The 26,890-nt window shown below is 71.8% G+C and carries 17 protein-coding genes; 2 read left to right on the top strand and 15 right to left on the bottom strand.

The genetic code is table 11. The features are described from left to right. Positions 1-126: 126 nt before the first annotated feature. The 9 genes from glgB to malQ form a co-directional block, all read right to left on the bottom strand. Positions 127-2,361 (bottom strand): 1,4-alpha-glucan branching protein GlgB, encoded by a 2,235-nt coding sequence (gene glgB / locus ACIRSS_RS02400; protein WP_400889705.1) that lies wholly within the window; start codon positions 2,359-2,361, stop codon positions 127-129. A 4-nt stretch (positions 2,362-2,365) separates the two neighbouring features. Beyond that, positions 2,366-3,739, bottom strand: a complete 1,374-nt coding sequence (locus ACIRSS_RS02395; protein WP_400889703.1) for an aminoglycoside phosphotransferase — start codon at positions 3,737-3,739, stop codon at positions 2,366-2,368. Between the two features lie 5 nt (positions 3,740-3,744). Beyond that, complete coding sequence (treS, locus tag ACIRSS_RS02390) at positions 3,745-5,553, bottom strand: maltose alpha-D-glucosyltransferase (protein ID WP_400889701.1); 1,809 nt, start codon at positions 5,551-5,553, stop codon at positions 3,745-3,747. Positions 5,554-5,592: 39 nt separating this feature from the next. Continuing rightward, positions 5,593-7,575, bottom strand: a complete 1,983-nt coding sequence (locus ACIRSS_RS02385; RefSeq protein ID WP_400889699.1) for a maltotransferase domain-containing protein — start codon at positions 7,573-7,575, stop codon at positions 5,593-5,595. A 253-nt stretch (positions 7,576-7,828) separates the two neighbouring features. Next, positions 7,829-9,976 carry a glycogen debranching protein GlgX gene (gene glgX, locus ACIRSS_RS02380; RefSeq protein ID WP_400889697.1) on the bottom strand — a complete coding sequence of 716 codons (2,148 nt, stop codon included), beginning with the start codon at positions 9,974-9,976 and terminating at the stop codon, positions 7,829-7,831. A gap of 52 nt (positions 9,977-10,028) precedes the next feature. After that, positions 10,029-11,750, bottom strand: a complete 1,722-nt coding sequence (gene treZ, locus ACIRSS_RS02375) for a malto-oligosyltrehalose trehalohydrolase (protein ID WP_400889695.1) — start codon at positions 11,748-11,750, stop codon at positions 10,029-10,031. Further along, complete coding sequence (gene treY, locus ACIRSS_RS02370; protein ID WP_400889693.1) at positions 11,747-14,023, bottom strand: malto-oligosyltrehalose synthase; 2,277 nt, start codon at positions 14,021-14,023, stop codon at positions 11,747-11,749. The genes treZ and treY overlap by 4 nt, the downstream gene beginning before the upstream one ends. Continuing rightward, positions 14,020-16,140: a glycogen debranching protein GlgX gene (glgX, locus tag ACIRSS_RS02365; RefSeq protein ID WP_400889691.1), complete on the bottom strand. Its 2,121-nt coding sequence runs from the start codon at positions 16,138-16,140 to the stop codon at positions 14,020-14,022. The genes treY and glgX (ACIRSS_RS02365) overlap by 4 nt, the downstream gene beginning before the upstream one ends. A gap of 93 nt (positions 16,141-16,233) precedes the next feature. Next, positions 16,234-18,183: a 4-alpha-glucanotransferase gene (gene malQ, locus ACIRSS_RS02360; RefSeq protein WP_400889689.1), complete on the bottom strand. Its 1,950-nt coding sequence runs from the start codon at positions 18,181-18,183 to the stop codon at positions 16,234-16,236. Between the two features lie 102 nt (positions 18,184-18,285). Between malQ and ACIRSS_RS02355 the strand changes: the two genes are divergently transcribed. Next, positions 18,286-19,749: an APC family permease gene (locus ACIRSS_RS02355; protein ID WP_400889687.1), complete on the top strand. Its 1,464-nt coding sequence runs from the start codon at positions 18,286-18,288 to the stop codon at positions 19,747-19,749. Here the strand turns inward: ACIRSS_RS02355 and ACIRSS_RS02350 are convergent. The 3 genes from ACIRSS_RS02350 to ACIRSS_RS02340 form a co-directional block, all read right to left on the bottom strand. Next, complete coding sequence (locus ACIRSS_RS02350) at positions 19,727-20,509, bottom strand: DUF6885 family protein (RefSeq protein WP_400889685.1); 783 nt, start codon at positions 20,507-20,509, stop codon at positions 19,727-19,729. The genes ACIRSS_RS02355 and ACIRSS_RS02350 overlap by 23 nt on opposite strands. 16 nt (positions 20,510-20,525) lie before the next feature. Continuing rightward, a complete protein-coding gene (locus ACIRSS_RS02345) occupies positions 20,526-21,878 on the bottom strand; it encodes a glutamine synthetase (RefSeq protein ID WP_400889683.1) in 1,353 nt (450 codons plus the stop codon). A 95-nt stretch (positions 21,879-21,973) separates the two neighbouring features. Next, positions 21,974-22,771, bottom strand: coding sequence for an EamA family transporter (locus tag ACIRSS_RS02340; protein WP_400889681.1), 798 nt, complete (start codon positions 22,769-22,771; stop codon positions 21,974-21,976). Between the two features lie 342 nt (positions 22,772-23,113). Here ACIRSS_RS02340 and ACIRSS_RS02335 point away from each other — a divergent pair, with 342 nt between their 5' ends. Next, positions 23,114-23,293, top strand: coding sequence for a hypothetical protein (locus tag ACIRSS_RS02335; RefSeq protein WP_086862682.1), 180 nt, complete (start codon positions 23,114-23,116; stop codon positions 23,291-23,293). 130 nt (positions 23,294-23,423) lie between these two features. On the opposite strand, the gene ACIRSS_RS02330 is transcribed toward ACIRSS_RS02335, so the two are convergent. The 3 genes from ACIRSS_RS02330 to ACIRSS_RS02320 are packed head-to-tail and all read right to left on the bottom strand — an operon-like array spanning position 23,424 to position 26,874. Beyond that, positions 23,424-24,605, bottom strand: a complete 1,182-nt coding sequence (locus tag ACIRSS_RS02330; protein ID WP_400889679.1) for an ROK family protein — start codon at positions 24,603-24,605, stop codon at positions 23,424-23,426. A gap of 11 nt (positions 24,606-24,616) precedes the next feature. Beyond that, positions 24,617-26,080: a sugar ABC transporter permease gene (locus ACIRSS_RS02325; protein ID WP_400889677.1), complete on the bottom strand. Its 1,464-nt coding sequence runs from the start codon at positions 26,078-26,080 to the stop codon at positions 24,617-24,619. A gap of 20 nt (positions 26,081-26,100) precedes the next feature. Continuing rightward, a complete protein-coding gene (locus ACIRSS_RS02320) occupies positions 26,101-26,874 on the bottom strand; it encodes an ATP-binding cassette domain-containing protein (protein WP_400889675.1) in 774 nt (257 codons plus the stop codon). Positions 26,875-26,890 lie beyond the last annotated feature (16 nt).

The following is a 26,890-nucleotide window of genomic DNA, read 5'->3' as shown; positions in this document are numbered from 1 at the left end:
GCGGGGGGGGGGGGGGGGGGGGGGGCCCCCCCGGCCCCCCCCCCCCCCCCCGCGGCCCCCGCGGCCCCGGGCACCCGGGCCGGGGGGTGTTGGCCCCCCGCACCCCCCCCCCCCCCGGCGGTGAGGTCACGGGAGCTCGGGGGTCTCCGGGACGACCAGGGTCTCGGGCGTCTGCGGGTTCTCCTCGACCAGCCACAGCACACCCGCCGGCGGTAGCTGGAGCACCGCCGAGGCCGGCTGGCCGTGCCACGCGTCCTCGGTCGCCTCGACCGCGCCCAGGTTGCCGACGCCCGAGCCGCCGTACGCCTCCGCGTCGGTGTTGACCACCTCGCGCCAGCGTCCCGCGGCAGGCAGGCCGACGCGGTAGTCGTGGTGCGGCACGCCGGCGAAGTTCGCCACGCACGCCAGCCGCGAACCGTCGGTCCCGATGCGCAGGAAGCTCAGCACGTTGCCGCTGGAGTCGTTCGCGTCGATCCAGCGGAAGCCGTCCGGGGACGTGTCCTGGCTGAACAGCGCCGGAGTCGACTTGTACACCGAGTTCAGCGACCGCAGCAGGTCCTGGACGCCGCGGTGCAGCGGCTCGTCCAGCAGGTGCCAGTCCAGCGACCGCTGCTCCGACCACTCGGACGGCTGACCGAACTCGCCGCCCATGAACAGCAGCTGCTTGCCCGGGTGCGCCCACATGAACGCCAGCAGCGACCGCAGCCCGGCCGCCTTGTTCCACGCGTCGCCCGGCATGCGGCCCCACAGGGATCCCTTGCCGTGCACCACTTCGTCGTGCGACAGCGGCAGGACGAAGTTCTCGCTCCACGCGTACACCAGCGAGAACGTCATCTCGTTGTGGTGGTACGCGCGGTGGATCGGCTCGTGGGACAGGTACCGGAGCGTGTCGTGCATCCAGCCCATGTTCCACTTGAAGCCGAACCCGAGGCCGCCCAGGTGGGTCGGGCGCGTGACGCCCGGCCACGCCGTCGATTCCTCGGCGACCATCACGATGCCCGGGTGTCGCTTGTAGACGGTCGCGTTCAGCTCCTGCAGGAACTTCACCGCGTCCAGGTTCTCGCGGCCGCCGTACTGGTTCGGCAGCCACTCCCCTTCGTTGCGGGAGTAGTCGAGGTAGAGCATCGAGGCGACGGCGTCGACGCGCAGGCCGTCGAGGTGGAACTCCTCGATCCAGTACAGCGCGTTGGCGACCAGGAAGTTGCGGACCTCGTTGCGGCCGAAGTCGAACACGAGCGTGCCCCAGTCGGGCTGCTCCCCTCTCCGCGGGTCCGCGTGCTCGTACAGCGCGGTGCCGTCGAACTTCGCCAGCGCCCAGCTGTCCTTCGGGAAGTGCGCGGGCACCCAGTCGACGAGCACGCCGATCCCCCGCTGGTGCAGGCGGTCGACGAAGTAGCGGAAGTCGTCCGGGGAACCGAAGCGGGACGTCGGCGCGTAGTACGACGTCACCTGGTAGCCCCACGAGCCGCCGAACGGGTGCTCCGACACCGGCAGCAGCTCCACGTGCGTGAAGCCGGTCTCGACCAGGTAGTCGCCGAGCTGGTCGGCCAGCTCCCGGTAGTCGAGCCCGGGCCGCCACGAGCCGAGGTGGACCTCGTAGACGCTCATCGGCGCCGAGGCCCACTGGGTCGCTTCGCGGGTGTCCACCCACTCGTCGTCTTCCCACACGTAGGACGACGTGGTGACGACCGAGGCCGTCGCGGGCGGCTGCTCGGTGCCGAACGCCATCGGGTCGGCCTTCTCGTGCCAGTTCCCGTCGGCGCCGAGGATGCGGAACTTGTAGCAGGTGCCGGCCCCGACGCCGGGGACGAACAGCTCCCAGATCCCCGACGAGCCGAGCGAGCGCATCGCGTGACCGCGCCCGTCCCAGCCGTTGAAGTCGCCGATCACGCGGATGCCGCGGGCGTTCGGCGCCCACACCGCGAACGACGTCCCCTCGACGACCCCGTTCGGCGTCTCGTACGAGCGGACGTGCGCGCCGAGCACCTCCCAGAGCCGCTCGTGGCGCCCTTCGCCGATCAGGTGCAGGTCGAGCTCGCCGACCGTGGGCAGCCAGCGGTAGGGGTCGTCGGCGGTGACGGTGTGCCCGTCGTACTCGACCTCCAGCCGGTAGTCGCCCGGGTGCTCCGGCACCGCGGCGGCGAACAGCGCGTCGATCACCGGCTCCAGCGGGTACCGGTGCTCGCCCGCGAGCAGCGTGACCCCCTTGGCGCCGGGCAGCAGCGCCCGGGCCGCGAAGCCCTTGCCCACCGCGTGCACCCCCAGCACCGAGTGCGGGTCGTGGTGCGAGCCGGCGAGCAGCCGGTCGATGTCCGCGGCCGGCGGGGCCGCGGCCGGGAGGCCTTCCGGTACCGCGTTCACGGTGTCATCCCTCTCCGTCGGTGATCCGGGCGATCGAGGCGAGCGGCACGCCCAGCCAGTCCGGCCGGTTCGCGTGCTCGTAGCCCACCTCGTAGACCGCCTTGTCCAGTTCGAAGGCGCGCAGCAGCTCGCCCGCCTCGCGCGGGTCCGCCGCCACCGCCGCGTAGCCCTCGCAGAACGCCGCGCGGTTGCGTTCCGACCACTCGTGGGCGCGCTCGGCCAGCGCCGGGTCGTCCGGCTGGCCGACCAGCATCTGCTGGGCCGCGTAGTCGAACGACCTCAGCATGCCCGCCACGTCGCGCAACGGCGACCGCAGCGCGTGCCGCTCCTCGACCGGGGCCGCGGGCTCGCCCTCGAAGTCGATCAGCAGCCAGCCGCCGACCGTCCGCAGCACCTGGCCGAGGTGCAGGTCGCCGTGGATGTACTGCATGGTGACCGAGTCCAGCGGCAGCGTGCGCAGCTCCTCGAACGCCGCCCGCAGCGCCGGGGCGTGCGCGGCCAGCTCGGGCACCCGGCCGGCGATCGTGTCCAGGCGGTCGAGCATCGCCTTGGCCGAGCGTTCCAGCTCCTCGGCGTCGACCGGCTCGGTGCCGAGCGCCTCGGCCAGGTCCGCGTGCACCTCGGCGACCGCGCGCCCGAGCCGCTCGGCCTCGCCGGCGAAGTCGCCGCCGACCTCCCCGGCGTGCAGCTCCGGCGCCGCCATCAGGTCGCGGACGCTGGTGGTGGCCATCGCCCAGCCGTCGACCGCGTCGGAGACGAACTGCTGGAGCATGCCGACCGTGGTCGGCTCGCCGTCGAGGTCGCCGGTGATCGAGCCGAGCGGGGCCGCGATGTGCTTGCTGCCGACGCCCTGCAGCGCGCGGTGCAGCAGCAGGTCCTTGTTCTTGCCCGGGGTCAGCTTCCGGAACAGCTTGAGGATGTACTGCCCGCCGTAGACCAGGGAGGTGTTGCTCTGCTCCGACGTGATCGGACGCGCACGCAAACCGGTCTCCAGCTCGACGCCCGGCTCGTGCTCGAAGACGAGCGAGCCGACGCTGCCCTCCCGCGCCATCAGGTCCAGCAGCACGCCGGTGACGTCGAGGTCGCCGGACGCCTCGTAGGCGTTGAGGTCGCCGACCGCGCCGATCCAGCTGGTGGACGCGATCTCCGGCGGGTGCGTCCGCCGGCCCACGAGCAGCTGGTACGGCTCGCGCCGGTCGTCCTGGACGACCTCGACGACCACGTGCAGCAGCTGCGGATCGCCTTCGACCAGCTCGGTCACGCCGAGCGGCCGGACGCCGGTGACCGGCCGGTCCTTGCCGGCGAACCAGCGCTGCTCCGGCAGCCAGCGCTTCAGGTCCTCGGTCAGGTCGTCGACCAGCTCACGCGGGTCGGACAAGGGACTCACCTCGCTTCGCCTTCGTCTCCCGAGCTCGTCAGCTGGAACCAGTAGAAGCCGTGCCCCGGCAGCGTCAGCAGGTAGGACAGCTCCCCGATGCTGGGGAACCGCACGCCGCCGGTGAGCTCCACCGGCGTGCACCCGCGGTGCGCGGACAGATCCAGCTCCACCGGCTGCGGGAACCGGGAGAGGTTGTTCACGCAGAGCACGACGTCTTCGCCGCCGTCCGGGCGCCGCCACTGGCGCTTGTACGCCAGCACGCTCGGGTTGGACCCGCCGAGGTCGACGAACTCGCCTTCGGCGAACGCGTGGTGCTGCTTGCGCACCTCGATCATCCGCCGGGTCCAGTTGAGCAGCGAGGCGTCGTTGTTCGACTGCGCCTCGACGTTCAGGCCCTGGTAGCCGTACACCGGGTCCATGATCACCGGCAGGTAGATCCGGCCCGGGTCGCAGGAGGAGAACCCGGCGTTGCGGTCCGGGGTCCACTGCATGGGGGTGCGGACCGCGTCGCGGTCGCCGAGCCAGATGTTGTCTCCCATGCCGATCTCGTCACCGTAGTACAGAACGGGCGAGCCCGGCAGGGACAGCAGCATCGCGGTGAACAGCTCCTGCTGGTTGCGGTCGTTGTCCAGCAGCGGGGCCAGCCTCCGGCGGATGCCGATGTTGGCCTTCATGCGCGGGTCCTTGGCGTACTCCGCGTACATGTAGTCGCGCTCTTCGTCGGTGACCATCTCGAGGGTCAGCTCGTCGTGGTTGCGCAGGAAGATGCCCCACTGGGCCCCGCTGGGGATGGTCGGGGTCTGGGTGAGGATCTCCGAGATCGGGAACCGGGACTCGCGGCGCACCGCCATGAAGATCCGCGGCATCAGCGGGAAGTGGAACGCCATGTGGCACTCGTCGCCGCCGACGGCCGGGTCGCCGAAGTACTCGACGACGTCCGACGGCCACTGGTTCGCCTCGGCCAGCAGGATGCGGCCCGGGTACTCGTCGTCGACGACCTTGCGGCAGCGCTTGAGGAACTCGTGCGTGCGCGGCAGGTTCTCGCAGTTGGTGCCCTCCTGCTCGAACAGGTACGGCACGGCGTCCAGGCGGAACCCGTCGATGCCCAGGTCGAGCCAGAACCGCAGGGTGTCGATCATCGCGTTCTGGACGTCGACGTTCTCGAAGTTCAGGTCGGGCTGGTGGGAGAAGAACCGGTGCCAGTAGAACTGGCCGCGCACCGGGTCGTAGGTCCAGTTCGACGTCTCGGTGTCGACGAAGATGATCCGCGCGTCGGCGTAGCGGGAGTCGTCGTCGCTCCACACGTAGTAGTCGCCGTACGGGCCGTCGGGGTCCTGGCGGGACTGCTGGAACCACGGGTGGGCGTCCGAGGTGTGGTTGAGCACCAGGTCGGTGATCACCCGGATGCCGCGCCGGTGGGCCTCGTTGAGGAGGAAGACGAAGTCCTCGACGCTGCCGAACTCCGGCAGCACCGCGCGGAAGTCGCTGATGTCGTACCCGCCGTCGCGCAGCGGCGAGGCGTAGAACGGCGGCAGCCACAGGCAGTCGATGCCCAGCCAGGCCAGGTAGTCCAGCCGGCCGGCCAGGCCTCTCAGGTCGCCGGTGCCGTCGCCGTTGGAGTCGGCGAACGCGCGCACCAGCACCTCGTAGAACACCGCGCCCTTGAACCACTCCGGGTTGCTCGGCGCCTGCTGCGCCGACCGGAAGTCCCCGGCCTGCGGCTCGACGAGCATGCCGTCCGCGGTCATCGCCTCACCGGTGTGCGGCACGCCCTCCAGTCCCAGAGCCGCGTCGGGCCGGGTTTCTTCCGCCATGTGTTCCACCTCGTCCCTCGAGTCCCTGTCCTTCCCCGCTCAGCCGGCCAGCCGGCGTCTCACCGACACGACGTGCGCCACCGCGCGCCAGGGTTCGAGCCGGACGTAGTTCGCCGGGCCCCAGTCCCAGGTGTCGCCGGTGACCTCGTCGTGGGCGATCAGCCGTTCGTGGGCCTCGAACCCGAGCGCCTCCGTGTCGAGCCAGAGCGTGCCCTCCTGGGGCCCGTACGGGTCGAGGGTGACGACGGTGACCACGGTGTCGCCGGTGGCCGGGTCCTGTTTGGAGTAGGCCAGCAGCGCGTCGTTGTCGATGTGGTGGAAGTGCAGGGTGCGCATCTGCTGCAGCGCCGGGTGCGCGCGGCGGACGGCGTTGAGCTTCGCGATCCACGGCTCCAGCGAGCGGCCTTCGGCGAGCGCGCGCTCGAAGTCGCGCGGCCGCAGCTGGTACTTCTCGGAGTCGAGGTACTCCTCACTGCCCTCGCGGACCGGGACGTGCTCGAACAGCTCGTACCCGGAGTAGACGCCCCACGTCGGCGAGATCGTCGCGGCGAGCGCGGCCCGCAGCGCGAACATGCCCGGGCCGCCGCGCTGCAGCGACTCGTGGAGGATGTCCGGCGTGTTGACGAACAGGTTCGGCCGGCCCTCGTTCCAGTGGTCGCGCAGGTCGACGGCGAAGTCGATCAGCTCCTGCTTGCCGGTCCGCCACGTGAAGTACGTGTAGCTCTGGGTGAAGCCGAGCCGGGCCAGGCCCCACAGCCGCGCCGGGCGGGTGAACGCCTCGGCGAGGAAGAGGACGTCCGGGTGGGCGTCCTTGACCGACTGGATCAGCCAGGCCCAGAAGTCCGGCGGCTTGGTGTGCGGGTTGTCGACCCGGAAGATCTTGACCCCGTGGTCGATCCAGACCGTGATGACCCGCAGCATCTCCTCGTAGACGCCCTTGGGGTCGTTGTCGAAGTTGATCGGGTAGATGTCCTGGTACTTCTTCGGCGGGTTCTCCGCGTAGGCGATCGAGCCGTCCGGGCGGGTGGTGAAGAACTCCTGGTTCTTGAGCACCCACGGGTGGTCCGGCGCGGCCTGCAGCGCGAAGTCCAGCGCCACCTCCATGCCCAGCTCCTCGGAGCGGGCGACGAAGGCGTCGAAGTCCTCGAAGGTGCCGAGGTCCGGGTGGATGGCGTCGTGCCCGCCCTCGTCGGAGCCGATGGCCCACGGCGAGCCGACGTCGTCCGGCTTGGCGTCGAGGGTGTTGTTGGGGCCCTTGCGGTTCACGCGGCCGATGGGGTGGATCGGCGGCAGGTAGACGACGTCGAAGCCCATCTTCGCGACGCGGTCGAGCGCAGCCGCGGCGGTGGTGAAGGTGCCGTGCACCGGCTTGCCCTCGGCGTCGAGCCCGCCGGTGGAGCGGGGGAACAGCTCGTACCAGGAGCCGAACGCGGCCCGGCGGCGGTCCACCCAGACCTTGTGCGGCTTGCCCTTGGTGATCAGCTCGCGCACCGGGAACTCGCGCATGAGCTGGCGGATCTCGGGCGACAGCGCGGGCCCGACCCGCTCGGCGAGGCCGCGCGCTTCGTCGCGCAACGCCGCCACCGCGCCGGTCAAGAGCGCTTTCTCGGCCCGGCGGTCCGGGCGGCGGGAGACGCGCTCCAGCAGCCGGGCGCCGTTCTCGAGGTCGTTCGCGAGGTCCTCGGGTCCCTGCCCGGCGGCGACCTTCACCTCGACGTTGTGCTCCCAGGTCGCCCAGGGGTCGCCCCACGCGTCGATGCGGTAGGTCCACAGACCGGTGGTGTCCGGGACGATCACCGCGGCGAACTCGTCGGGGTGGTCGGGACCGCGCGGCACCATCCGCGTCTGGCGGGTCAGCCGGTCGGCCGGACCACGCCACGCGACGGTGGCCGCGACGGCGTCGTGGCCTTCCCGCCAGACGGTCGCGGTGACCGGGATGTGTTCCCCCACAACGGCTTTGGCCGGATACCGGCCGCAGCTCACGCTGGGGGAGACGTCGTCGATGCCGAGCCGGCCGGTCATGGGCAACGCCCCTCGGTGTGTTCGGTTGGACGCAGGCGACGCCAGTCTGCCTGACTCGATCAAGCGCCTGGGAGGCAGGGTTCTCTACGGTGTACCCACGTCGCCGCGGACGAAACGCTTTCCCCGCAACGAATTTCCGGATGATGTCCGGGACGTGAAGATCGTGTGCGAATGCGCGGGACCGACACGCGGACCCGAACGGCGAACACCCGTACCCGAATGGACGAACCGGACAGCGCCGGACCGGCCCCCGTCAGGGGCCTTCGACCGGCGTCTCCGCCGCCAGGCGCGGGGCCCGCAGCAGGAGCAGCGACCGCGACTGCAGCGTCACCCGGCTCTTGGCCTCCAGCGCACCCGGGTTGGCCGGGCTCCCGTCGGCGGTGCTCGTGTCGAGCGTCGGCTTGAACGTCTCGCCGTACTCGCGGCCGGGCAGCACGACCTCGGCCGGCTCGTCGCCCGCGTGCAGCCACAGCAGCCACGAGTGGTCGGGCACCAGTTCGCCGTCGCGGTTGCGGGCCTGGCTGTTCGAGCCGTCGATCCACATGCCGAGCGTGTGCCGGTCCTCGAACCAGTCGGTCTCGCCGAACTCCTCGCCGTCCGGGCGGAACCAGACCAGGTCGGGCTGGCCGGTCGGCGTCGTCCGGCCTTCGAAGAACTCCGGCTGCCGCAGCGCCGGGCTGTTCGCCCGCAGCCGCACGACGCGGCGGGCGAAGGTCAACATGGCCTCGGCCTCGGGGTCTTCCGGCGTCCAGTCCAGCCAGGACGTCTCGTCGTCGACGCAGTACGCGTTGTTGTTGCCGCCCTGGGTCCGCCAGAACTCGTCGCCCGCGGTGATCATCGGGGTGCCGGTGGACAGCAGCAGCGTCGCGAACAGGTTCCGCACCTGCCGGGCGCGCAGCTGGCGGATCTCGGGGTCGGTGGTGTCGCCCTCGGTGCCGTGGTTCCACGAGCGGTTGTCGTTGCCGCCGTCGCGGTTGTCCTCGCCGTTGGCCTCGTTGTGCTTTTCGTTGTAGGACACCAGGTCCCGCAGCGTGAAGCCGTCGTGGGCGGTGACGAAGTTGATCGACTGCCACGGCCGGCGCAGGTTGTGGTCGTACAGGTCCGACGAACCGGACAGCCGGTAGGCGAGGTCGCGGACGCCGGTCGCGCCGCGCCAGAAGTCGCGCACGGTGTCGCGGTAGCGGCCGTTCCACTCCGCCCACTGGGCGCCGAAGCCGCCGACGCGGTAGCCCTCGCCGGTGGCGTCCCACGGCTCGGCGATGAGCTTGCAGCGCGAGAGCACCGGGTCGGTGGTGATCGCGGTGAGCAGCGTCGACGCCGGGTCGAACGGGCCGCCGCGGGCCCGGCCGAGCGTGCTGGCCAGGTCGAACCGGAAGCCGTCGACGCCCAGCTCCTGCGTCCAGTACCGCAGCGAGTCGGTGACCAGCCGGACCACGGTCGGCGAGCCGGCCTCCAGGGTGTTTCCGCAACCGGTGATGTCGGCCATGTGCCCGCGGTCGGTGTGCAGGTAGTACACCGGCGCGTTCAGGCCGCGGAAGCTCAGCGTCGGCCCGTCCGGCCCGCCTTCGCAGGTGTGGTTGAACACGACGTCGACGATCACCTCGATGCCGGCCGCGTGCAGGGCGGCCACCATCAGCCGGAACTCCTCGACCTCGTGGCCGGGCTCGCTGGCGTAGGCGGCGTGCGGCGCGAAGAAGCCGAGCGGCGAGTACCCCCAGTAGTTGTGCCGCCCGGCCCGCACCAGCGACGGCTCGTCGAGGAACGTGTGCACCGGCAGCAGCTCCACCGAGGTGACGCCGAGCCGGGTCAGGTACTCGATGGCGACCGGATGGGCCAGGCCGAGGTAGGTGCCCCGCAGCGCCTCCGGGATGAACGGGTGCCGCTGCGTGAACCCCTTGACGTGCAGCTCGTAGATCACCGCCTCTTCGAACGGGACCTCCGGCTTGACGCCGGTGTCCGGCCCGCCGGGCGAGGACACCACCGACAGCGGCACGCTGCCCAGGGAGTCCACAGTGGACATCGGACCGCGTTCGGGGTCGCCGGTGAAGCCCTGGGCCGCGCTCAGGTCGGTGAGGCCGCCGGTGATCTGCCGGGCGTAGGGGTCGACGAGCAGCTTGTGCGGGTTGCAGCGCAGGCCCCGGCCCGGGTCGTACGGGCCGTGGACGCGGTAGCCGTAGCGCTGCCCCGGTGTCACCCCGGGCACCAGGCCGTGCCAGACGCCGAACGTGCGCTCGGTGAGCGCGATCCGGCGTTCCGACCCGTCGGCGTCGATCAGGCACAGGTCGACCGCGTCCGCGACGGCGGAGGTGATCGCGAACCGGACGCCGCCTGCCTCGGGGTGGGCCCCGAGCGGGAACGGGCGTCCGGCGCGGACGTGCTGGGTCGAGGGTCGTGTGGCCATTCCTGAATCGTCCCAGATCCGGCCCGTCCCCCGCGCCCCTATACCGGGACGGTTACCGGGCCGCCGCCGTTTCGACGAGGACGAAGGTGTCCGGCGGCAGCTGCGCGGCACCCCCGTCCACAGTGGCTTCCGCCCAGGTCAGCAGGGTCGTCGTGGCCCCGAGCGGGAGCGTGACCGGGCCTTCGCCGAAGTTGACGGCCAGCCGCAGCGCACCGCGGTGCAGCACGAGCCAGGACCCGTCCGGCGCGGCGTCGACGCGCAGGTCGCCGACCCGGGGGTCCGCCAGCTCGGGGTGGTCACGGCGCAGCCGGATCAACGCGCGGTACAGGTCCAGCACCTCGCGGTGACCGGGCTGGTCGGCCTCGGCCCAGTCGAGCCGGGAGCGGTCGACCGTGGCCGGGTCCATCGGGTCGGGCACCTCGGACTCGCCCCAGCCGTGCCGGGCGAACTCGCGGCGGCGGCCCGTGCGGACCGCTTCGGCCAGCTCCGGGTCCGGGAAGGAGGCGAAGAACTGCCACGGCGTGCTCGCCGCCCACTCCTCCCCCATGAACACCATCGGCGTGAACGGCGAGCAGAACAGGATCGCCGCGCCGCAGGCCAGCCGGTCCCGGGACACGGTCGCGGACAGCCGGTCGCCGGTCGCGCGGTTGCCGATCTGGTCGTGGTTCTGCAGGTAGGCGAGGAAGCGGTGGCCCGGCACGGTCCGGGTGTCGACCGGCCGGCCGTGGGTCCGCTCCCGGAACGACGACCAGGTCCCGGCGTGGAAGAACACCTCGCGCAGGACCCGCTCGACGGCGTCCTGCGCGGCGAAGTCCGTGTAGTAGCCGGACGTCTCGCCGGTGAGCTTGACGTGCAGGGCGTGGTGGAAGTCGTCCGACCACTGGGCGTGCAGGCCGTACCCGCCGCGCTCGCGGGGCGTCACCAGCCGCGGGTCGTTCAGGTCGGACTCGGCGATCAGCGTCAGCGGCCGGTTCAGCGCCGCCGACAGCGCCTCGGTCTCGGTGGCGAGCTGTTCGAGCAGGTGGACCGCGCGCCGGTCGAGCAGCGCGTGCACCGCGTCCAGGCGCAGCGCGTCGACGTGGAAGTCGCGGAACCAGCTCAGGGCGTTGTCGACGACGTACCGGCGGACCTCGTCCGAGCCGGCGCCGTCGAGGTTGAGACCCGGACCCCAGTCGTTCTGCCCGGCGAAGTACGGCCCGAACCGGTCGAGGTAGGCCCCCGACGGCCCGAGGTGGTTGTAGACGACGTCGAGCACGACGGCCAGCCCGCGCGCGTGTGCCGCGTCGACGAACCGCTTGAAGCCGTCCGGCCCGCCGTAGGGCTCGTGGACCGCGCCCCACAGGACGCCGTCGTAGCCCCAGCCGGCGGTGCCGTCGAAGGAGTTGACCGGCAGCAGCTCGACGTGGGTGATGCCGAGCTCGACGAGGTGCTCGAGCCGGTCGATCGCCGCGTCGAAGGTGCCGCCCTCGGTGAAGGTGCCGATGTGCAGCTCGTAGACGACCCCGCCGGGCAGCTGGCGGCCGTGCCACGCGTCGTCCGTCCAGTCGAACTCGGCGTGGTCGTAGACGCGCGACTCCTGGTGGACGCCGTGGGGCTGCCACCGCGACCGCGGGTCGGGCAGCCGCTTCTCGTCGTCGTCCAGCAGGAAGGCGTAGTTGATGCCCTCGGCCTCGGCGTGCCACCAGCCGCCCTCGCCGGCGGTCATCTCGTGCACGCCGGCGTCGACGCTCACCCGGACCCGCCCGGCGGCCGGGGCCCACACGCTGAACCTCATGCGTCTCCTCGCACCAGCAACGCGACGGGGTACCGGTCGAACAGGGTGGCCACGTCCGGAGTCGCGTCGCGGCCGGTCAGGACGTCGGTCCAGACGCCGTCGGGCAGCGGCAGCACGGTGTCGCCCCAGCCGCCGCCGGCCTCGAGCCCGACCGGCAGCCGGGTCACCGCGACGGCCAGGTCCGCGGACCGCGTGAAGGCCAGGACGTGCTTCGCGGCCGCGCCTTCGGCCCGCAGCGGCCGGTAGCCGCGGAACAGCGCCGGGTGTTCGCGGCGCAGCCGCAGCGCCTTGTGCACGACCAGGAGCTTCGCCGCGCCGGACGCGTCGATCTCCGGCTGCTCGCCGTCGGCGACCCGGGCCAGGATCTCGCGGCGGACCGCGTAGTCGACCGGGCGGCGGTTGTCGGGGTCGACCAGCGAGAAGTCCCACAGCTCGGTGCCCTGGTAGACGTCGGGGACGCCGGGCGCGGTCAGCTGAACGAGCTTCTGGCCGAGCGAGTTCGCGTAGCCGGGCCGCTCGATCCGCGCGACGAACGCTTCGATGTCCGCCGCCAGCTCGGCGTCGCCCATCACGTCCGCCGGCCACGCGGCGACGTCGGCCTCGAACGTCTCGTCGTGGTCGGTCCAGCTGGTCCGCAGCTTGGCCTCCTTGGCCGCCTTGTCGAGGTAGCCGCGCAGCCGGTCCGGCTCGATCGGCCAGGTCGACACCAGCGTCTGCCAGGCGAGGAGGTTCAGCGCCGGCTCGGCGATCCCGCGGCGCACCGTCCACCGGCGGACGGCGTCGGCGAACTCGCCGGGCAGCTCCGCCAGCACGGCCATCCGCGCGCGGGTGTCTTCCGAGCGCTTGGTGTCGTGCGTGGTCAGCGTCGTCATCGCGGCCGGGTAACCGGCCTCGCGCTCGGCCGCCAGGCGGTGGAACTCCTCGACGTCCAGGCCGAACCGGTCCGGGTTGCCGCCGACCTCGTTGAGCGCGGCGAAGCGGGTGTAGCGGTAGAACGTCGTGTCCTCGGTGCCCTTGGCCACGACCATGCCGGACGTCTGCTGCAGCCGGGTGGCCAGCTCGCCGTCCGGCTCGGCGCGGACCTGCGCGTCGAGGGCGTCCAGCGCGGCGCCGAGGTCGGGCCGGGCTTGCCGCGCCCCGGCGATCGCGGCCGCCCAGTGCGCCGCGCCTTCGGGCAGGTACGAGCGGTAGACGGGGAACGCGATCATGGTCTCGGCGACGGCCGCGCGCGCCGCGTCCTGGTCCAGCCCGCGCAGCAGCGCCGCGATCCGCCGGACCTCGGCGACGAGGATGCGGTCGGTGACCAGCCGCCGGGCCTCGGCCTCGACGCGGTGGTAGCCGGTCTTCACGCCCAGTTCGGTGGCCAGCTCGGTGAAGCCGGGCTCGCCCGCCGGGTCGACGAAGACGCCGGCGATCTCGCGCAGGGCGTCGTAGCCGGTGGTGCCGTCGACCGGCCAGCTCTGCGGCAGCGGCTCGCCCGGGTGCAGGATCTTCTCCGCGACGATCCACGCGTTCGGCGCGTTCTCCCGCAGCCGCCGGAAGTAGCCGCCCGGGTCGGCGAGGCCGTCCGGGTGGTCGACGCGCAGGCCGGTGACGTCGCCGTCGGCGACCCAGCGCAGGACCTCCCCGTGCGTCTCGGCGAACACCTTCGGGTCCTCGACGCGGACCGCGGCCAGGTTCGTGATGTCGAAGAACCGGCGGTAGCCCAGCTCCGCGTTGCCGCGGCGCCAGCCGATCAGGCGGTAGTGCTGGCGCTCGTGGACCTCCTGCGGCGTCCCGGCTTCGGTGCCGGGCGCGATCGGGAAGCGGTGGTCGTAGTAGGCCAGCTCGCCGTCCTCGACCGACAGCTCGGCGACGGCGTCGTCGTCACCGAGCACCGGCAGCAGCAGCGGGCCGCGCTCCCAGTCGATGTCGAAGAAGGACGCGTACTCGGAGTCGCGGCCGTGCTCGAGCACGTCCCACCACCAGCGGTTGAGCTTCGGCACCTCGACCGACATGTGGTTCGGCACGATGTCGACCACCAGCCCGAGCCCGAGCTCCTTCAGCAACGCGCCGAGCTCCTGGCGCGCCGCCTCGCCGCCCAGCTCCGGCCGCGCGCGCGTCGGGTCGACGACGTCGTAGCCGTGGGTCGAGCCGGGTGCCGCGTCCAGCACCGGCGAGGCGTAGAGCGCGCCGATGCCCAGGTCGCGCAGGTAGCCGGCGATGCCGGCGGCGTCACCGAACGGGAACTCCGGGCGCAGCTGCACCCGGTAGGTCGACTCCGGCACCGTCATGCGGGCTCCGTCCGCTGCAGCACGATCAGGGACCGGGCGGGCAGGGTGAGCTGGCCGCCCCCTTCGATGGGTTTCGCGTCGAGGGGCTCGACCTCGCCGGTCGCGGTGTCGACGACGACCGTCCAGGCCTGGCCGTAGCCGTTGCCCGGCAGCTTGGCGTCGATGTCCTCGTAGTGCGCGTTGAACGCGAGGAGGAACGAGTCGTCCTCGACGTGCATCCCGCGCGGGTCGAGGTCCGGGATGGCCTGGCCGTTGAGGAAGACGACGACCGCCTTGCCGAAGCCGTCGTCCCAGTTCTGCTCGGTCATCTCCTCGCCGGCCGGGGTGAACCAGGCGATGTCGCCGAGCTTGTCGCCCTTGCCGACCGGGCCGCCCTGGAAGAACCGGCGGCGGCGGAACACCGGGTGGCGGTGCCGGAACGCGCCCAGCCCGCCGGTGAACCGGACCAGGTCGGCGTGCTCGGTGGCCAGTTCCCAGTCCATCCAGGACAGCTCGGAGTCCTGGCAGTAGACGTTGTTGTTGCCCTGCTGGGTCCGGCCGAACTCGTCGCCGTGCAGGATCATCGGCACGCCCTGCGACAGCATCACCGTCGCCAGCATGTTGCGCTGCTGGCGGGCGCGCAGCTCGTTGACCTCCGGGTCGTCGGTCTCGCCCTCGACCCCGCAGTTCCACGACCGGTTGTCGTCGGCGCCGTCGCGACCGTCCTCGCCGTTGGCCTCGTTGTGCTTTTCGTTGTAGGACACCAGGTCCCGCAGCGTGAAGCCGTCGTGGGCGGTGACGAAGTTGATCGACGCGAACGGGCGGCGGCCGTCGTCCTGGTAGAGGTCGGACGAGCCGGTGATCCGCGACGCGAACTCGCCCAGCGTCGACGGCTCGCCGCGCCAGAAGTCGCGGACGGTGTCGCGGTACTGCCCGTTCCACTCCGTCCACAGCGGCGGGAAGTTGCCGACCTGGTAGCCACCGGGGCCGACGTCCCACGGCTCGGCGATCAGCTTCACCTGGCTGACGATCGGGTCCTGCTGCACGAGGTCGAAGAACGTGGACAGCCGGTCGACGTCGTAGAACTCGCGCGCCAGGGCCGAGGCGAGGTCGAAGCGGAAGCCGTCGACGTGCATCTCCGTCACCCAGTACCGCAGCGAGTCCATGATCAGCTGCAGGGTGTGCGGGTTGCGCACGTTGAGGGAGTTCCCGGTGCCGGTGTAGTCCATGTAGTACTCGGGCTCCCCCTCCACCAGCCGGTAGTAGGCCTCGTTGTCGATGCCCCGCATCGACAGCGTCGGCCCGAGGTGGTTGCCCTCGGCGGTGTGGTTGTAAACCACGTCGAGGATCACTTCGATGCCGGCCTCGTGGAAGGCCTTCACCATCCCCTTGAACTCCTGGACCTGGCCGCCCTCGCCGGGCATCGCGGCGTAGGCGTCGTGCGGCGCGAAGTAGCCGATCGTGTTGTAGCCCCAGTAGTTCGTGAGGCCCTTCTCCTCCAGCCCGTGGTCGGAGACGAACTGGTGCACCGGCAGCAGCTCGACCGCCGTCACGCCGAGCTTCTGCAGGTGCTCGACGACGGCGGGGTGCGCCATCCCGGCGTACGTGCCCCGCAGCGCCTCCGGCACGAACGGGTGGTTCACCGTCATGCCCTTGACGTGGGCTTCGTAGATGACCGTCTCGTTGTACGGCCGCTTCGGCTGGCGGTCGTTGCCCCAGTCGAAGAACGGGCTCGCGACCAGCGAGTACGGCACCCGGCCGGCGGAGTCGGCGTCGTTGCGCTCCTCCGGGTTGCCGAACTGGTAGCCGAAGAGCGATTCGTCCCACTTCACGCCGTGCGAGACGGCCTTCGCGTACGGGTCGATCAGCAGCTTGTTCGGGTTGCAGCGCAGGCCGCGGGCCGGGTCGTACGGGCCGTGCACCCGGAACCCGTAGCGCTGGCCGGGGCCGACGTTGAGCAGGTAGCCGTGGTGGACGAAGCCGTCCACCTCTTCGAGCGCGTACCGCGTCTCGTTGCCCTCGGCGTCGAACAGGCACAGTTCGACTCGCTCGGCGACCTCGGAGAACAGGGCGAAGTTCGTCCCGACTCCGTCGTAGGTCGCGCCGAGCGGGTAGGGCGTTCCGGGCCAGGGCCGCACTGGGGTCTCCTCGAGCTTTCACAGGGTTGTTCCGGGCGCGTCCGCGCTCGCGAACGCGCATCACTGCGGGGGTCGTACGCCGGGGAGTACCCGTTACCCGGGCAACGGACGCGCCGCTGCCAGCGGCGCCACCGCGGCGCGCACCCCCTTCGCGGTGAAGAAGCCGTCGACGCTGACGGGAAGGGGAATCCGCCAGTTAGGGTACTGGTCGACCGTTCCGGGCAGATTCGGCTGCCGCACCTGGCCCGCGACGTCGGCCGGAGACGTCAGCACCAGCCGGGATGCCGCCCGGGCGAGCAGGGTGTGCAGCGCGACGACCATGTCGTCGGCCGGAATCCCTTCCCGGGCAAGGAGTTCCCGGAGTGCCTGCCGTTCGGCGGCGGCCGCTTCTTCCTCCGCTTCGACGCCCCGGTCCAGCAGGCCCAGCTCGGCCCGGACGCGGACGTGCTCGCCCTGAAGCCAGCCGGAGACGGTCGGCAGGTCGTGCGTGGAGATGCTGGCCATCGCCTCCGGGTCCCAGGTGTCCGGACGCGTGAACGGCTTGCCCGGCGCGTCCCAGTCGCGTTCGAACCACAGCACGGCCGAGCTGAGCATGCCGCGCTCGTGCATGGTCTCGGTGACGGTCTCCTCGACCGTGCCGAGGTCCTCCCCCACGACGACCGCGCCGGCCCGGTGCGCCTCGAGCGCCAGCACCCCGACCATGGCCTCGGCGTCGTAGTGGACGTACGTGCCGCGGTGCGCGGGCTCGCCCGGCGGGATCCACCACAGCCGCCAGAGCCCGGCGATGTGGTCGACGCGGATGCCGTCGGCGTACCGCAGGACGCCGCGGATGACGTCCCGGAACGGCGCGTAGCCGGCCTCGGCGAGCTTGTCCGGCCGCCACGGCGGCAGGTTCCAGTCCTGGCCCTGCTGGTTGAAGGCGTCCGGCGGCGCGCCGACGCGTACGTCGGCGGCGAAGACGTCCCGCACCGCCCAGGTGTCGGCCCCGCCGGGGTGCACCCCGACCGGCAGGTCGTGCACGATCCCGACGGTCATCCCGGCTTCGCGGGCCTTCTTGCGCGCCTCTTCCAGCTGGATCCGGCAGAGGTGCTGCAGCCACGTGTGGAAGCCGACGCGCTCCTTCAGCTCTTCGCGGGCCTTCTCGACTTCGGGGCCGGCCGGGTCGCGCAGCGGCTCCGGCCAGTCCCGCCAGTCGGCGCCGTGCTGCTCGGCGAGGGCGCAGAAGAGGGCGAAGTCTTCGAGGTCGGCGTCCGTGGGCAGCTCTTCGACGCGGTGCGGCCAGAGCAGCTCGAGGGCGGCGCGCTTCGCCGTCCAGACGGCGTCGTAGTCGATCAGCTCGCCGTCGCGGTCCGGGGCGAGCGAGACGACCGCCTCCTGCGTGGCGGCGTCGGCCCGCTCGAACGTCTCGGTCGCGGTGACGCGCAGGTAGATCGGGTTGGCGAAGCGCCGGCTCGCGGGCGAGTACGGCGACCGCTCGACCGGGTGGGCCGGGCTGAAGGCCTGGACGGGGTTGACCAGCAGGACGCCGGCGTCCAGTTCCGAGGCCGAGCGGGCGGCGAAGGTGGCGAGGTCGGCGTAGTCGCCGATGCCCCAGGAGCCGGCCGAGTGCAGGGCGTAGAGCTGCAGCATCCAGCCCCACGCGGGCGGGACGTCCGGCAGCTTCGCGGGCACGACGGCGAGCACGACGTCCTGCCCGGCGGTGACCACCCGGTGCCAGCCGAGCGGCAGGTCGTCCGGCAGCGCGCCGGTCACCTGGCGCCGGGTGCCGTCTTCGAGGATCACCTCGGCGTCCCCGGGCAGCGGCCGGCCGGTGCCCTCCTTCAGCACGATGGTCGGCGGCAGCCGGTCGGGAGCCCGCTCGGCCAGGGCGGCGGCGACGGCGTCGTCACTGGTGGCGTCGACCCCGAACTGGCCCAGCACGGCGACGACGACGTCGTCTTCGACTTCGACCCACTCCTGGTCGGCGTTCTCGTACCGGGTGGCGACGCCGTGGCGGTCGGCGAGCTGGTGCAGGGCGCTGCGGGCGGGGATCTCGTCGGGCACGGGACCAGCATTCCGGTGGTTGGCCGTTCCCGCCATCCGCACGGGCTCACGTCACCCCGGAGCCGATCTGCGCGAATCCCCGTGACCTTCTAACTTCTCCTCATGGGTGTGCGGAGAACCTTGAACGTGGACGAAGTCCTGAAGCGCCAGGACTCGGGGGAGCTCAAGCGGCGGCTGCGCGGGCGCGACCTGGTCGGGTTCGGCATCGGGATCATCATCGGCACCGGCATCTTCACCCTCGCGGGCGTCGAGGCGAAGACCCACGCCGGGCCGTCGGTGACGCTGTCGTTCGTGCTCGGCGCGGTCGTCGCCGGCCTCGCGGCGCTCTGCTACGCCGAGCTCGCCTCGAGCGTCCCGACGGCCGGGAGCGCCTACACCTACGCCTTCGCCACCCTCGGCGAGATCTTCGCGTGGATCATCGGCTGGGACCTGCTGCTGGAGTTCGCGCTCGGCGCCGCCGTGGTGTCGCGCGGCTGGTCCGGTTACCTGGCCAACCTGCTCGGGCTGTCGCCGGAGTGGTTCGGCGAGGACGCGAAGGTCAACATCGGCGCGGTGCTGATCATCGCCGTGCTGACCGTGGTCGCCGTGCTGGGGATCAAGGAGTCGGCCTGGCTGACGAACCTGCTCGTCTGCGTGAAGGTCGCCGTGTGCGTGCTGGTCCTGGCGGTCGGCCTGTTCTTCGTCAAGGGCGCGAACCTGACGCCGTTCATCCCGCCGGCCCAGCCGCCCGCCAGCGGGTCGACGGTGCTGGAGCAGCCGCTCGTGCAGGCCGCGCTCGGCCTGGAGCAGTCGGTCTACGGCATCGCCGGCATGGTCACCGCTGCCGCGATCGTGTTCTTCGCCTACACCGGCTTCGAGGCGCTCGCCAACCTCGGCGAGGAGACGCTCAACCCGCGCAAGGACCTGCGCGTCGGCATCCTCGGCGCGCTGGGCGTGTGCGCGCTGCTCTACATCGGCGTGTCGATCGTGCTGACCGGCATGATCCCGTTCACCGACATCGACACGGGCGCGCCGCTGGCCGACGCGTTCGACCGGGTCGGCCAGCACTGGGTCGGCGCGCTCATCTCACTCGGCGCGGTGACCGGCCTGACGTCGGTGATGATGGTCGAGCTGGTGACGATCGGCCGCATCGGCTTCGCGATGGGCCGCGACGGCCTGCTGCCGAAGGCCCTCGGCACGGCGCACCCGAAGTGGGGCACCCCGCACCGGATGACCATCGGCGGCGCCGCGCTGATCGCCGTGCTGGCGGCGTTCATCCCGATCTCCGAGCTGGCCGACATGGTCAGCATCGGCGCGCTGTCGGCGATGATCATCGTGGCGGTGGCGGTCCCGGTGCTGCGCCGCCGCCGTCCCGACCTCGAGCGGCCGTTCAAGGTGCCGTTCTCACCGGTGGTCCCGATCTTGGCGGCGCTGGCGTGCTTCTACCTGACGCTCAACCTGAACGTGCTGACGTGGATCCGCTTCGCGGCGTGGCTGGTGATCGGCTTGGTGATCTACTTCGCCTACGGCCGCAAGCACTCCCGCTTCGCGACCGGCTCGGAGGTCAGTCCCAGTAGGACGGAGTGAGGCCGGCGACGCGGGCCGCCTCGCGCGTTGCCGCTGCTTGGTCCGCGTCGACGACCACCAGGACCCCCAGCCCGGCCAGGGCCGCCGTCATCCACTCGACCGGCTGGTCGTGGATCCCGTTGTCCCCGAACGACGGGTAAGTGTCCACAACGGACAGCAGGGTGCCTTCCGCGCCGATGCGGATGCCCGCCACCAGCACGAAGTGGCCGCCGGGTGGGCGCCAACGGGACGTCCACAGTGGAGGGACGCCCGTGTCGAGGTAGTCGAGCAGCGCGCGCTCCGGGGTGTCGTGCGCGCCGAGCTCGGCGGCGTCGATCCGGGCGATCACCGCGACGCGCGGGACGTCCCACAGGCCGGCCAGCAGGTCGAAGAGCGTCACGGTGGTCCACTCCCCCGTCACCGGGACCGCCGACAGGGCGCCGCCCGACAGCGCGCCGATCGCCGTGGCCAGCCCGGAAACCCGCGTTCCCGCCGCGGCCGGGTCGTCGACCAGCGGCACCGGCAGCCGGAAGTCCGGCCGCCCCGCCTCGCCCCGCGGGCGCACGACCGGCCCGCGGACCGTGCCCGCGGCCACCGCGACGGCGTCCTGGTCGAGCACGTCGAGCCCGGCCGCGCGCAGCGCCGCCAGGCCGCAGAACGCCGCGGCCAGGCCGTCCTTCTGGGGCAGCTCAGCCTGGGCCACCGCGGCCAGCCGGGCGCCGCCCGGCAGCCACCGCACCCCGGACAGGTCGAGCTGCCCGCCGTCGATCCCCGAAGACATCGGTCCCCTCAGGTCCTCAATAGCGCCACAGGTGTGCGGCGACGATCTCCTCGACGCTCCGCTCGGCCGCCCACGCCGCGTCCGACGCCCGGACCGCGCGGAACGCGCCCAGGAGCTCGTCGCCGAGCACGCCGGCGATCCGCGGCGAGGCGAGCAGCGCGGCGTCCTGTTCGGCGGTGTCGGCCGGCAGCCGGCGCACACCGCGTGTCTCGCGTTCGCCTTCGGTCCAGCCGCCGGGGTCCTCGGCGATCGGGTCGGGCAGCGCGGCCGCGTCCTCGATGCCGGCCATCCCGGCGGCGAGCACGACGGCCAGCGCGAGGTAGGGGTTGGCCGAGGCGTCGGACGTCTTGAGCTCGACGTTCGCGTGGTCGGCACCCAGCAGCGGCGAGCCCGGGACGTACCTCAGCGGCGCTTCGCGGTTCTCGACGCCCCAGAAGGCGTACGCGCCCGCGAAGTAGCCGGGGCGCAGCCGCAGGGTCGACGGAACGCTCGGCGCGGTGATCGCGGTCAGCGCCGGGAGGTCGCGCAGGAGCCCGGCGAGGTAGCCCTCGTCGGCCGGTCTGCCGTCGCCGACGGGTTCGAGGAGGTTGCGGCCCTTGCGGCGGACGGAGGTGTGCAGGTGCCAGCCGTTGCCGGCGGCGCCGAGCCCGATCAGCGGCGCGAAGCTGGCGACGAGGCCGTGCGTGCGGGCGGCGGCGTGGATGGTCTGGCGGGCCAGGAGCTGGTCGTCGGCGGCGGAGACGGGGTCGGTGGCGGCCAGCGAGAGCTCGAGCTGCGCTACGCCGTACTCGGCGTGCAGCTGGCCGATCCGCAGGCCGTTGGCGGCGAAGTCGTGCAGCAGGGCGGCGACGAAGCCGTCGAGGCCGATGAGGGCGTGCGGGCTGTAGGCGGGCCCGGGGTGCCCGGGGTTCTCGGTGATGCCGGCACTGCCCGCGGGCGCGACGGCGAACTCGAGCTCGTAGCCGGCCCGGAACTCCAGCCCCCGCCGCGCGCCCTCGGCGACCTGCGCTTCGAGGACGGCGCGCTGGCAGTACGGCCAGGGCTCGCCGTCCTGGGTGACCTGCCGCACGGGCGCCCAGGCGAGCGCGGGCTGCCCGGCGAGCCGCCGCAGCCGCTCGACGACGGGCACGAGCCGGATGTCGCCGGAGGGCGTGGCGAGGCCGGCGTGGCCGTAGGTGATGGCGTCGTGGCTGTCGAAGACGGCGAAGAGCGAGGTGGCCCCGACGCCCCGGGTGGCGGCCTCGGCGAGCCCGGCGACGGGCACGATGCGCGAGCGCGGGATGCCGTTGTTGTCCGCCCAGGCGAGGTGGACCCCACCCACCCCGGCGGCCGCGAAGTCCTTCGCCGCCGCCGACGCCGCTTTGGTCATGACCACCTGCTTCCGCTCGGCCCGGAGCCAAGTATCCCGGTCACCGACGGCGACGGCCATCACGATCCGGGCCGGGGCGCGAACTCAAGCCCGCGTCACCCCGGCGGCTCCGGCACCGCCCCATCCCGGCTCCGCAACGCCACCCCCGCCACCACGGCCAACGTCCCCACCGCCTCGGGCACCGAAGGCACCTGCCCCAACAGCACGAACCCCATCACCCCGGCCGTCACCGGCAGCAAAGCCAGCAACACCGCGAACCGAGCCTGCCCCAGCCGCCGCAAAACCACCTGGTCCAGCGCGTACGGCACCACGGTCGACAACACCCCCACCCCGATGCCCGACAGCAGCATCCGTGGCGAAGACCACACCGCCCCCGTGCCGAACGCCAGCGGCGACAAGACCACCGTCGCCGCCGCGAAGCCGATCGCCAGGCTGTCCAGGCCCGATGAAGACCTCGAAGCCACCCTCTTGCCCAGCACGATGTACCCCGCCCAGGCCGCCGCCGCGCCGAAGGCGAACAGCACCCCGGACACGGACCCCGACAGCTGGACGTCCGCGATCGCGACCACGCCGCACGCCACCAGGACCACCGCCAGCACGTCCCGCAACGACCGCGACCCGAACGCCGCCACCAGGACCGGGCCGGCGAACTCCAGCGCCACCACCGTGCCCAGCGGGAGGCGGGCGATCGCCTCGTAGAACAGCACGTTCATGCCCGCCGTCACCACGCCGAACACGATCGCCAGCCACAGCCCGCGGCCGCGCCACGCCGCCCGCCCGGGACGGCGCCACGCCAGCAGGACCACCGCCGCGCCGAGGCACCTCAGCCACGCCACCCCCGCCGGTGTCGCGTGGCCGAAAAGATCGACCGCGATGGCCGCTCCCGCGTACATCGAAATTCCGCTGAGAACGAACAAGAGCGGAGCGGGTACCCGGGAAACCCTTCGGGGCGAAGTCACCGTACTCACCACCTCATGGTGCCTGACCACGGAAAACGTAACTCTCCGGGTATTCGTCTCCTGCATTGCGGGACGCGGCTACGACATCCGGGGTAAATCGGCGTGACTCAGGTCCCACCGGCGCGGGAACACTTGCGAGCCGCGAAACGTCTGGAAGAGTGGAAGCACGAACACCGCGGAGCCGAAGGCGATCGCCGCCGGCGGCATCACTCCCGAAGTGGGCGTAGCTGGATCGATGGCACCGGGCAACCGGTGCCGGGACGGAGGGAGACCCCCATGACAACGCCGACGCTCACCCGCCCCGAACTGACCGCCGCCGACCGCTGTGACCGGTGCGGAGCAGCAGCTCAGGTACGCGCTGTCCTCTCCGGAGGCGGCGAACTGCTCTTCTGCGGGCACCACGCCCGCGAGCACGAGGCCAAGCTCAAGGAACTGTCCGCCGACATCCAGCGGTAACGACCCAGACGCGAAAGGCGGCCGGTGCGCACAGGCGCCGGCCGCCTTTCTGCATCTTGCAAACTGCGTGTCTGAAATCACGGTACGGCCGCGAACCGAAGTGATTGCGGACACGAAAGCGGACAAGAAATCAGACAGAATCCAGCACCACTTCGAACGCCACTTCCGCGGCGCCGAGCAGCTTCCCGTCGGCCCCCAGCGCGGAACTGACGATCCGGGTGCCACCCACCGCCCGGCTCACCAGGCTGCGCCGCCGCACCTCGGTGCCGACGTGCCGCAGCACCGCCTCCGGCAGCACCGTCAGCAGGTCGCCGAGGATCACCAGCTGCGGCCCGAGCAGGTTGACGACGTTGATCAGCCCCAGCGTCAGCCACTCGGCGAACTCCGCGAGCCGCGTCAGTGCCGCCTCCGGGTCGCGGCCCAGCTCGCGCAGCTCGAACAGGATCGCGCCGCGCGGCGTGTCCTCCGGCAACCCGAGCGCCCGGCACAGCGCCGCCTCGCCGACCTCGGTCTCCCAGCAGCCGCTGCTGCCGCAGTAGCAGGCGCGCCCGTCCGGGCGGATCACCATGTGCCCGATCTCGCCGACGTAGCCCGAGCCGCCGCGCAGCGCCGAGCCTTCGGCGATGACGCCGCCGCCGACCCCGACGTCCGCCGAGATGTACACCACGTCGGACGCCCCGCGGGCCGCCCCGCGCAGGTGCTCGGCGACCGCGCCGAACTCGGCGTCGTTGCCGACCAGGATCGGGATCTGCAGCACCCCGCCGAGCCGCTCGCCGAGGGCGACGTCGGTCCAGCGCAGGTTCGGGGCCTCGTGCACGTGCCCGTCCGCCCGCCGCACGACACCGGGCACCGACACCCCGGCCGCCACCGGGGTCACGTCGAGGTCGCCGGCCAGGATGGTCGTCGACTCGATGATGTGCGTGATGACCTCGTCGGGCTGGCCCATCCGGCCGCGCAGGTTCCAGCTGTTGCGGCCCAGGATCTGGCCGCCCAGCCCGACCAGCGCGATCGCGACGTGCTCGACCTGCAGGTCGACCGCGAGCACGACCGCCGCGTGCGGCTGGGGCAGGACCAGGAGCGAGGGGCGGCCCGCCCCTCGTCCCGGCCTCGGCACCTTCTCCTCGACGACACCGGCTTCGGCGAGCCCGTCGACGAGGGTCTTGATCGTGCTCCGGTTGAGCCCCAGCTCCGCGGCCAGGGTCGCCCGGGTGCTCGGCCCGCCGACGTGCAGCAGGCGGAGCAGGGTCGTGCGGTTGTGCCGGCGCACCTCGTCCGGTCGAGCAACGGGTGAGCTGGACACGGGCTTGATCATTCCATGCTGGTTCAGCGCGTCGACGCAGCCGCGCGGCGCCGGGACAGCGCGTCGACCGTGGCGGCGAGCAACAGGACGAGACCGGTGATGATGTTGACCACCGCGGCGGGCTGCTTGAGCAGGCCCAGACCGTTGATGACCACGGCGATCACCAGGCCGCCGACGACCGCGTCGGACACCCGGCCCTTGCCGCCGAACAGCGACGTGCCGCCGATGACGGCCGAGCCGACCGCGAACAGCAGCGTGTTGAGGCCACCGGACTGCGGGCTGACCGAACCGACCTTCGACGCGGCGACGATGCCGCCGATGGCCGCGATCGCCGAGCCGATGACGAACACGCTCGCGCGGATCTTCGGCACGTCGATACCGGCGCGACGGGCGGCTTCCTTGTTGCCGCCGACCGCGTAGACGTACCGGCCGTACTTGGTCCGGTTGAGCACGTAGGTCCCGGCCACCAGCAGCGCCAGCATGATCGGGATGACGTACGGGACGCCCTCGATCGTGACGACCGCCTTGTTCGGCGAGCGGTTGATCGTCAGCAGCCAGGTGCCGAGCGCCGACAGCACGACGAGCGCGCCGACCTTGACCATCACCAGCGCCGTCGGCTGGACGACCAGGCCGCGCTGAAGCCGCTTGAAGTGGCTGAGCAGCGTGATCACCGCGAACCCGCCCGCGGCGACGAGGAAGAAGATCCAGCTGCCGAGGGTGTTCAGGTTGCCGTTGGCGATCTTGTACAGGATGTCGGAGTTGGTGATGCCGATCGTGCCGCCCTCACCGATGAACTGCAGCAGGACGCCCTGCCACACGATGAACAGCGCCAGCGTCACGACGAAGGACGGCATGCCGATCTTCGACACGAGGAAGCCGGTGATGCAGCCGATCGCGGTGCCGACGCAGATGGCCAGCAGGATCTCCAGCCAGGCGTTGGCGGGCACGCCGATCGCGACGATCAGCAGGCCGATCAGCGACAGCGCCGCGCCGGCCCAGATCCGCTGGTAGGCCGACAGCAGCATGGCGACCGCGAGCACCGCGATGAACGTGATGAACACGCCGGAGCCCATGGAGCCCAGCAAGTTGCCCGCGTGGACGTAGTGCAGCGCCATCACCGACGCGGCGGTACCGGACGCGACACCGGCGGCGAGGTCGATCTCGCCGAGCAGCAGCACGAAGACGATGCCCATCGCGATGATGATCACGCCCGCACCCTGCGGGAAGACGTTGGCGATGTTGGCCAGCGTGAAGAAGTTGTCCGACAGCGCGCTGAACAGGATGACCAGCACGAGCAGGCCGAACAGCGACGGCAGCGCGCCGAGCTCGCCGGCCCGCAGGCGGGCGAAGTAGTCGCGGACGGCTTCGCCGGTTGACATCGATGTCGTGTCGATGCCGAAGTCGGTGATCGCCGCGGTCGGGTTCTGGGTCTGCGCGAGCGCGTCGGCGGGGGTGCCGACCTCGTGCTTGGCAGGGGTTTCAGTCATTTCCGGTTCTTTCTTCCCGCTCACAGGACCACGGCTTCGGGCCGGGCCAGGCCGAGGTCGCCGGAGCGACCCGCCGTGATCAGCTCCACGACCTGGCCGTGGGTGACGTCCTTCGTGTGCACCTCGGCGACGAGGCGGCCGAGGTAGAGCACCGCGATGCGGTCGGCGACCTCGAACACGTCGGCCATGTTGTGGCTGATCAGCACGACGCCGAGGCCCTGCTCGGCGAGCCGGCGGACCAGGTCGAGCACCTGCCGGGTCTGCGCGACGCCGAGCGCGGCGGTCGGCTCGTCGAGCACGACGACCTTGCTGTTCCACAGCACCGACTTCGCGATGGCGACGGTCTGGCGCTGACCACCGGACAGCGAGGAGACCGGCGTGCGGACCGACTTCACGGTCCGGACCGACAGGGAGGCCAGCGTTTCGCGGGCCGCCTTCTCCATGGCGGCCTCGTCCAGCTTCCACGAGCTGCCGCGCTCGCGGCCGAGGAACATGTTCTGGACGATGTCGAGGTTGTCGGCGAGCGCGAGGTCCTGGTAGACGACCTCGATGCCGAGGTCGGCGGCGTCGCGCGGGCCGCGGATGTGGGTGTCCTGCCCGTTGAACCGCACGGCCCCCGAGTCGTACGGGTGGATGCCGGCGATGCACTTGACGAGGGTCGACTTGCCGGCGCCGTTGTCGCCGACCAGCGCGGTCACTTCCCCCGCACGCACGTCGAAGTCCACGTCGTGGAGGACGTGGACGGGGCCGAAGCTCTTGTTCAGGCCCTTGATCTCGAGAATGGGCTCACTCATGGCTGGCTCTACTCCG

This window comes from Amycolatopsis sp. NPDC101161 (assembly GCF_044768185.1).
GTDB lineage: Bacteria > Actinomycetota > Actinomycetes > Mycobacteriales > Pseudonocardiaceae > Amycolatopsis.
This window is presented reverse-complemented; position numbering and strand designations above follow the sequence as displayed.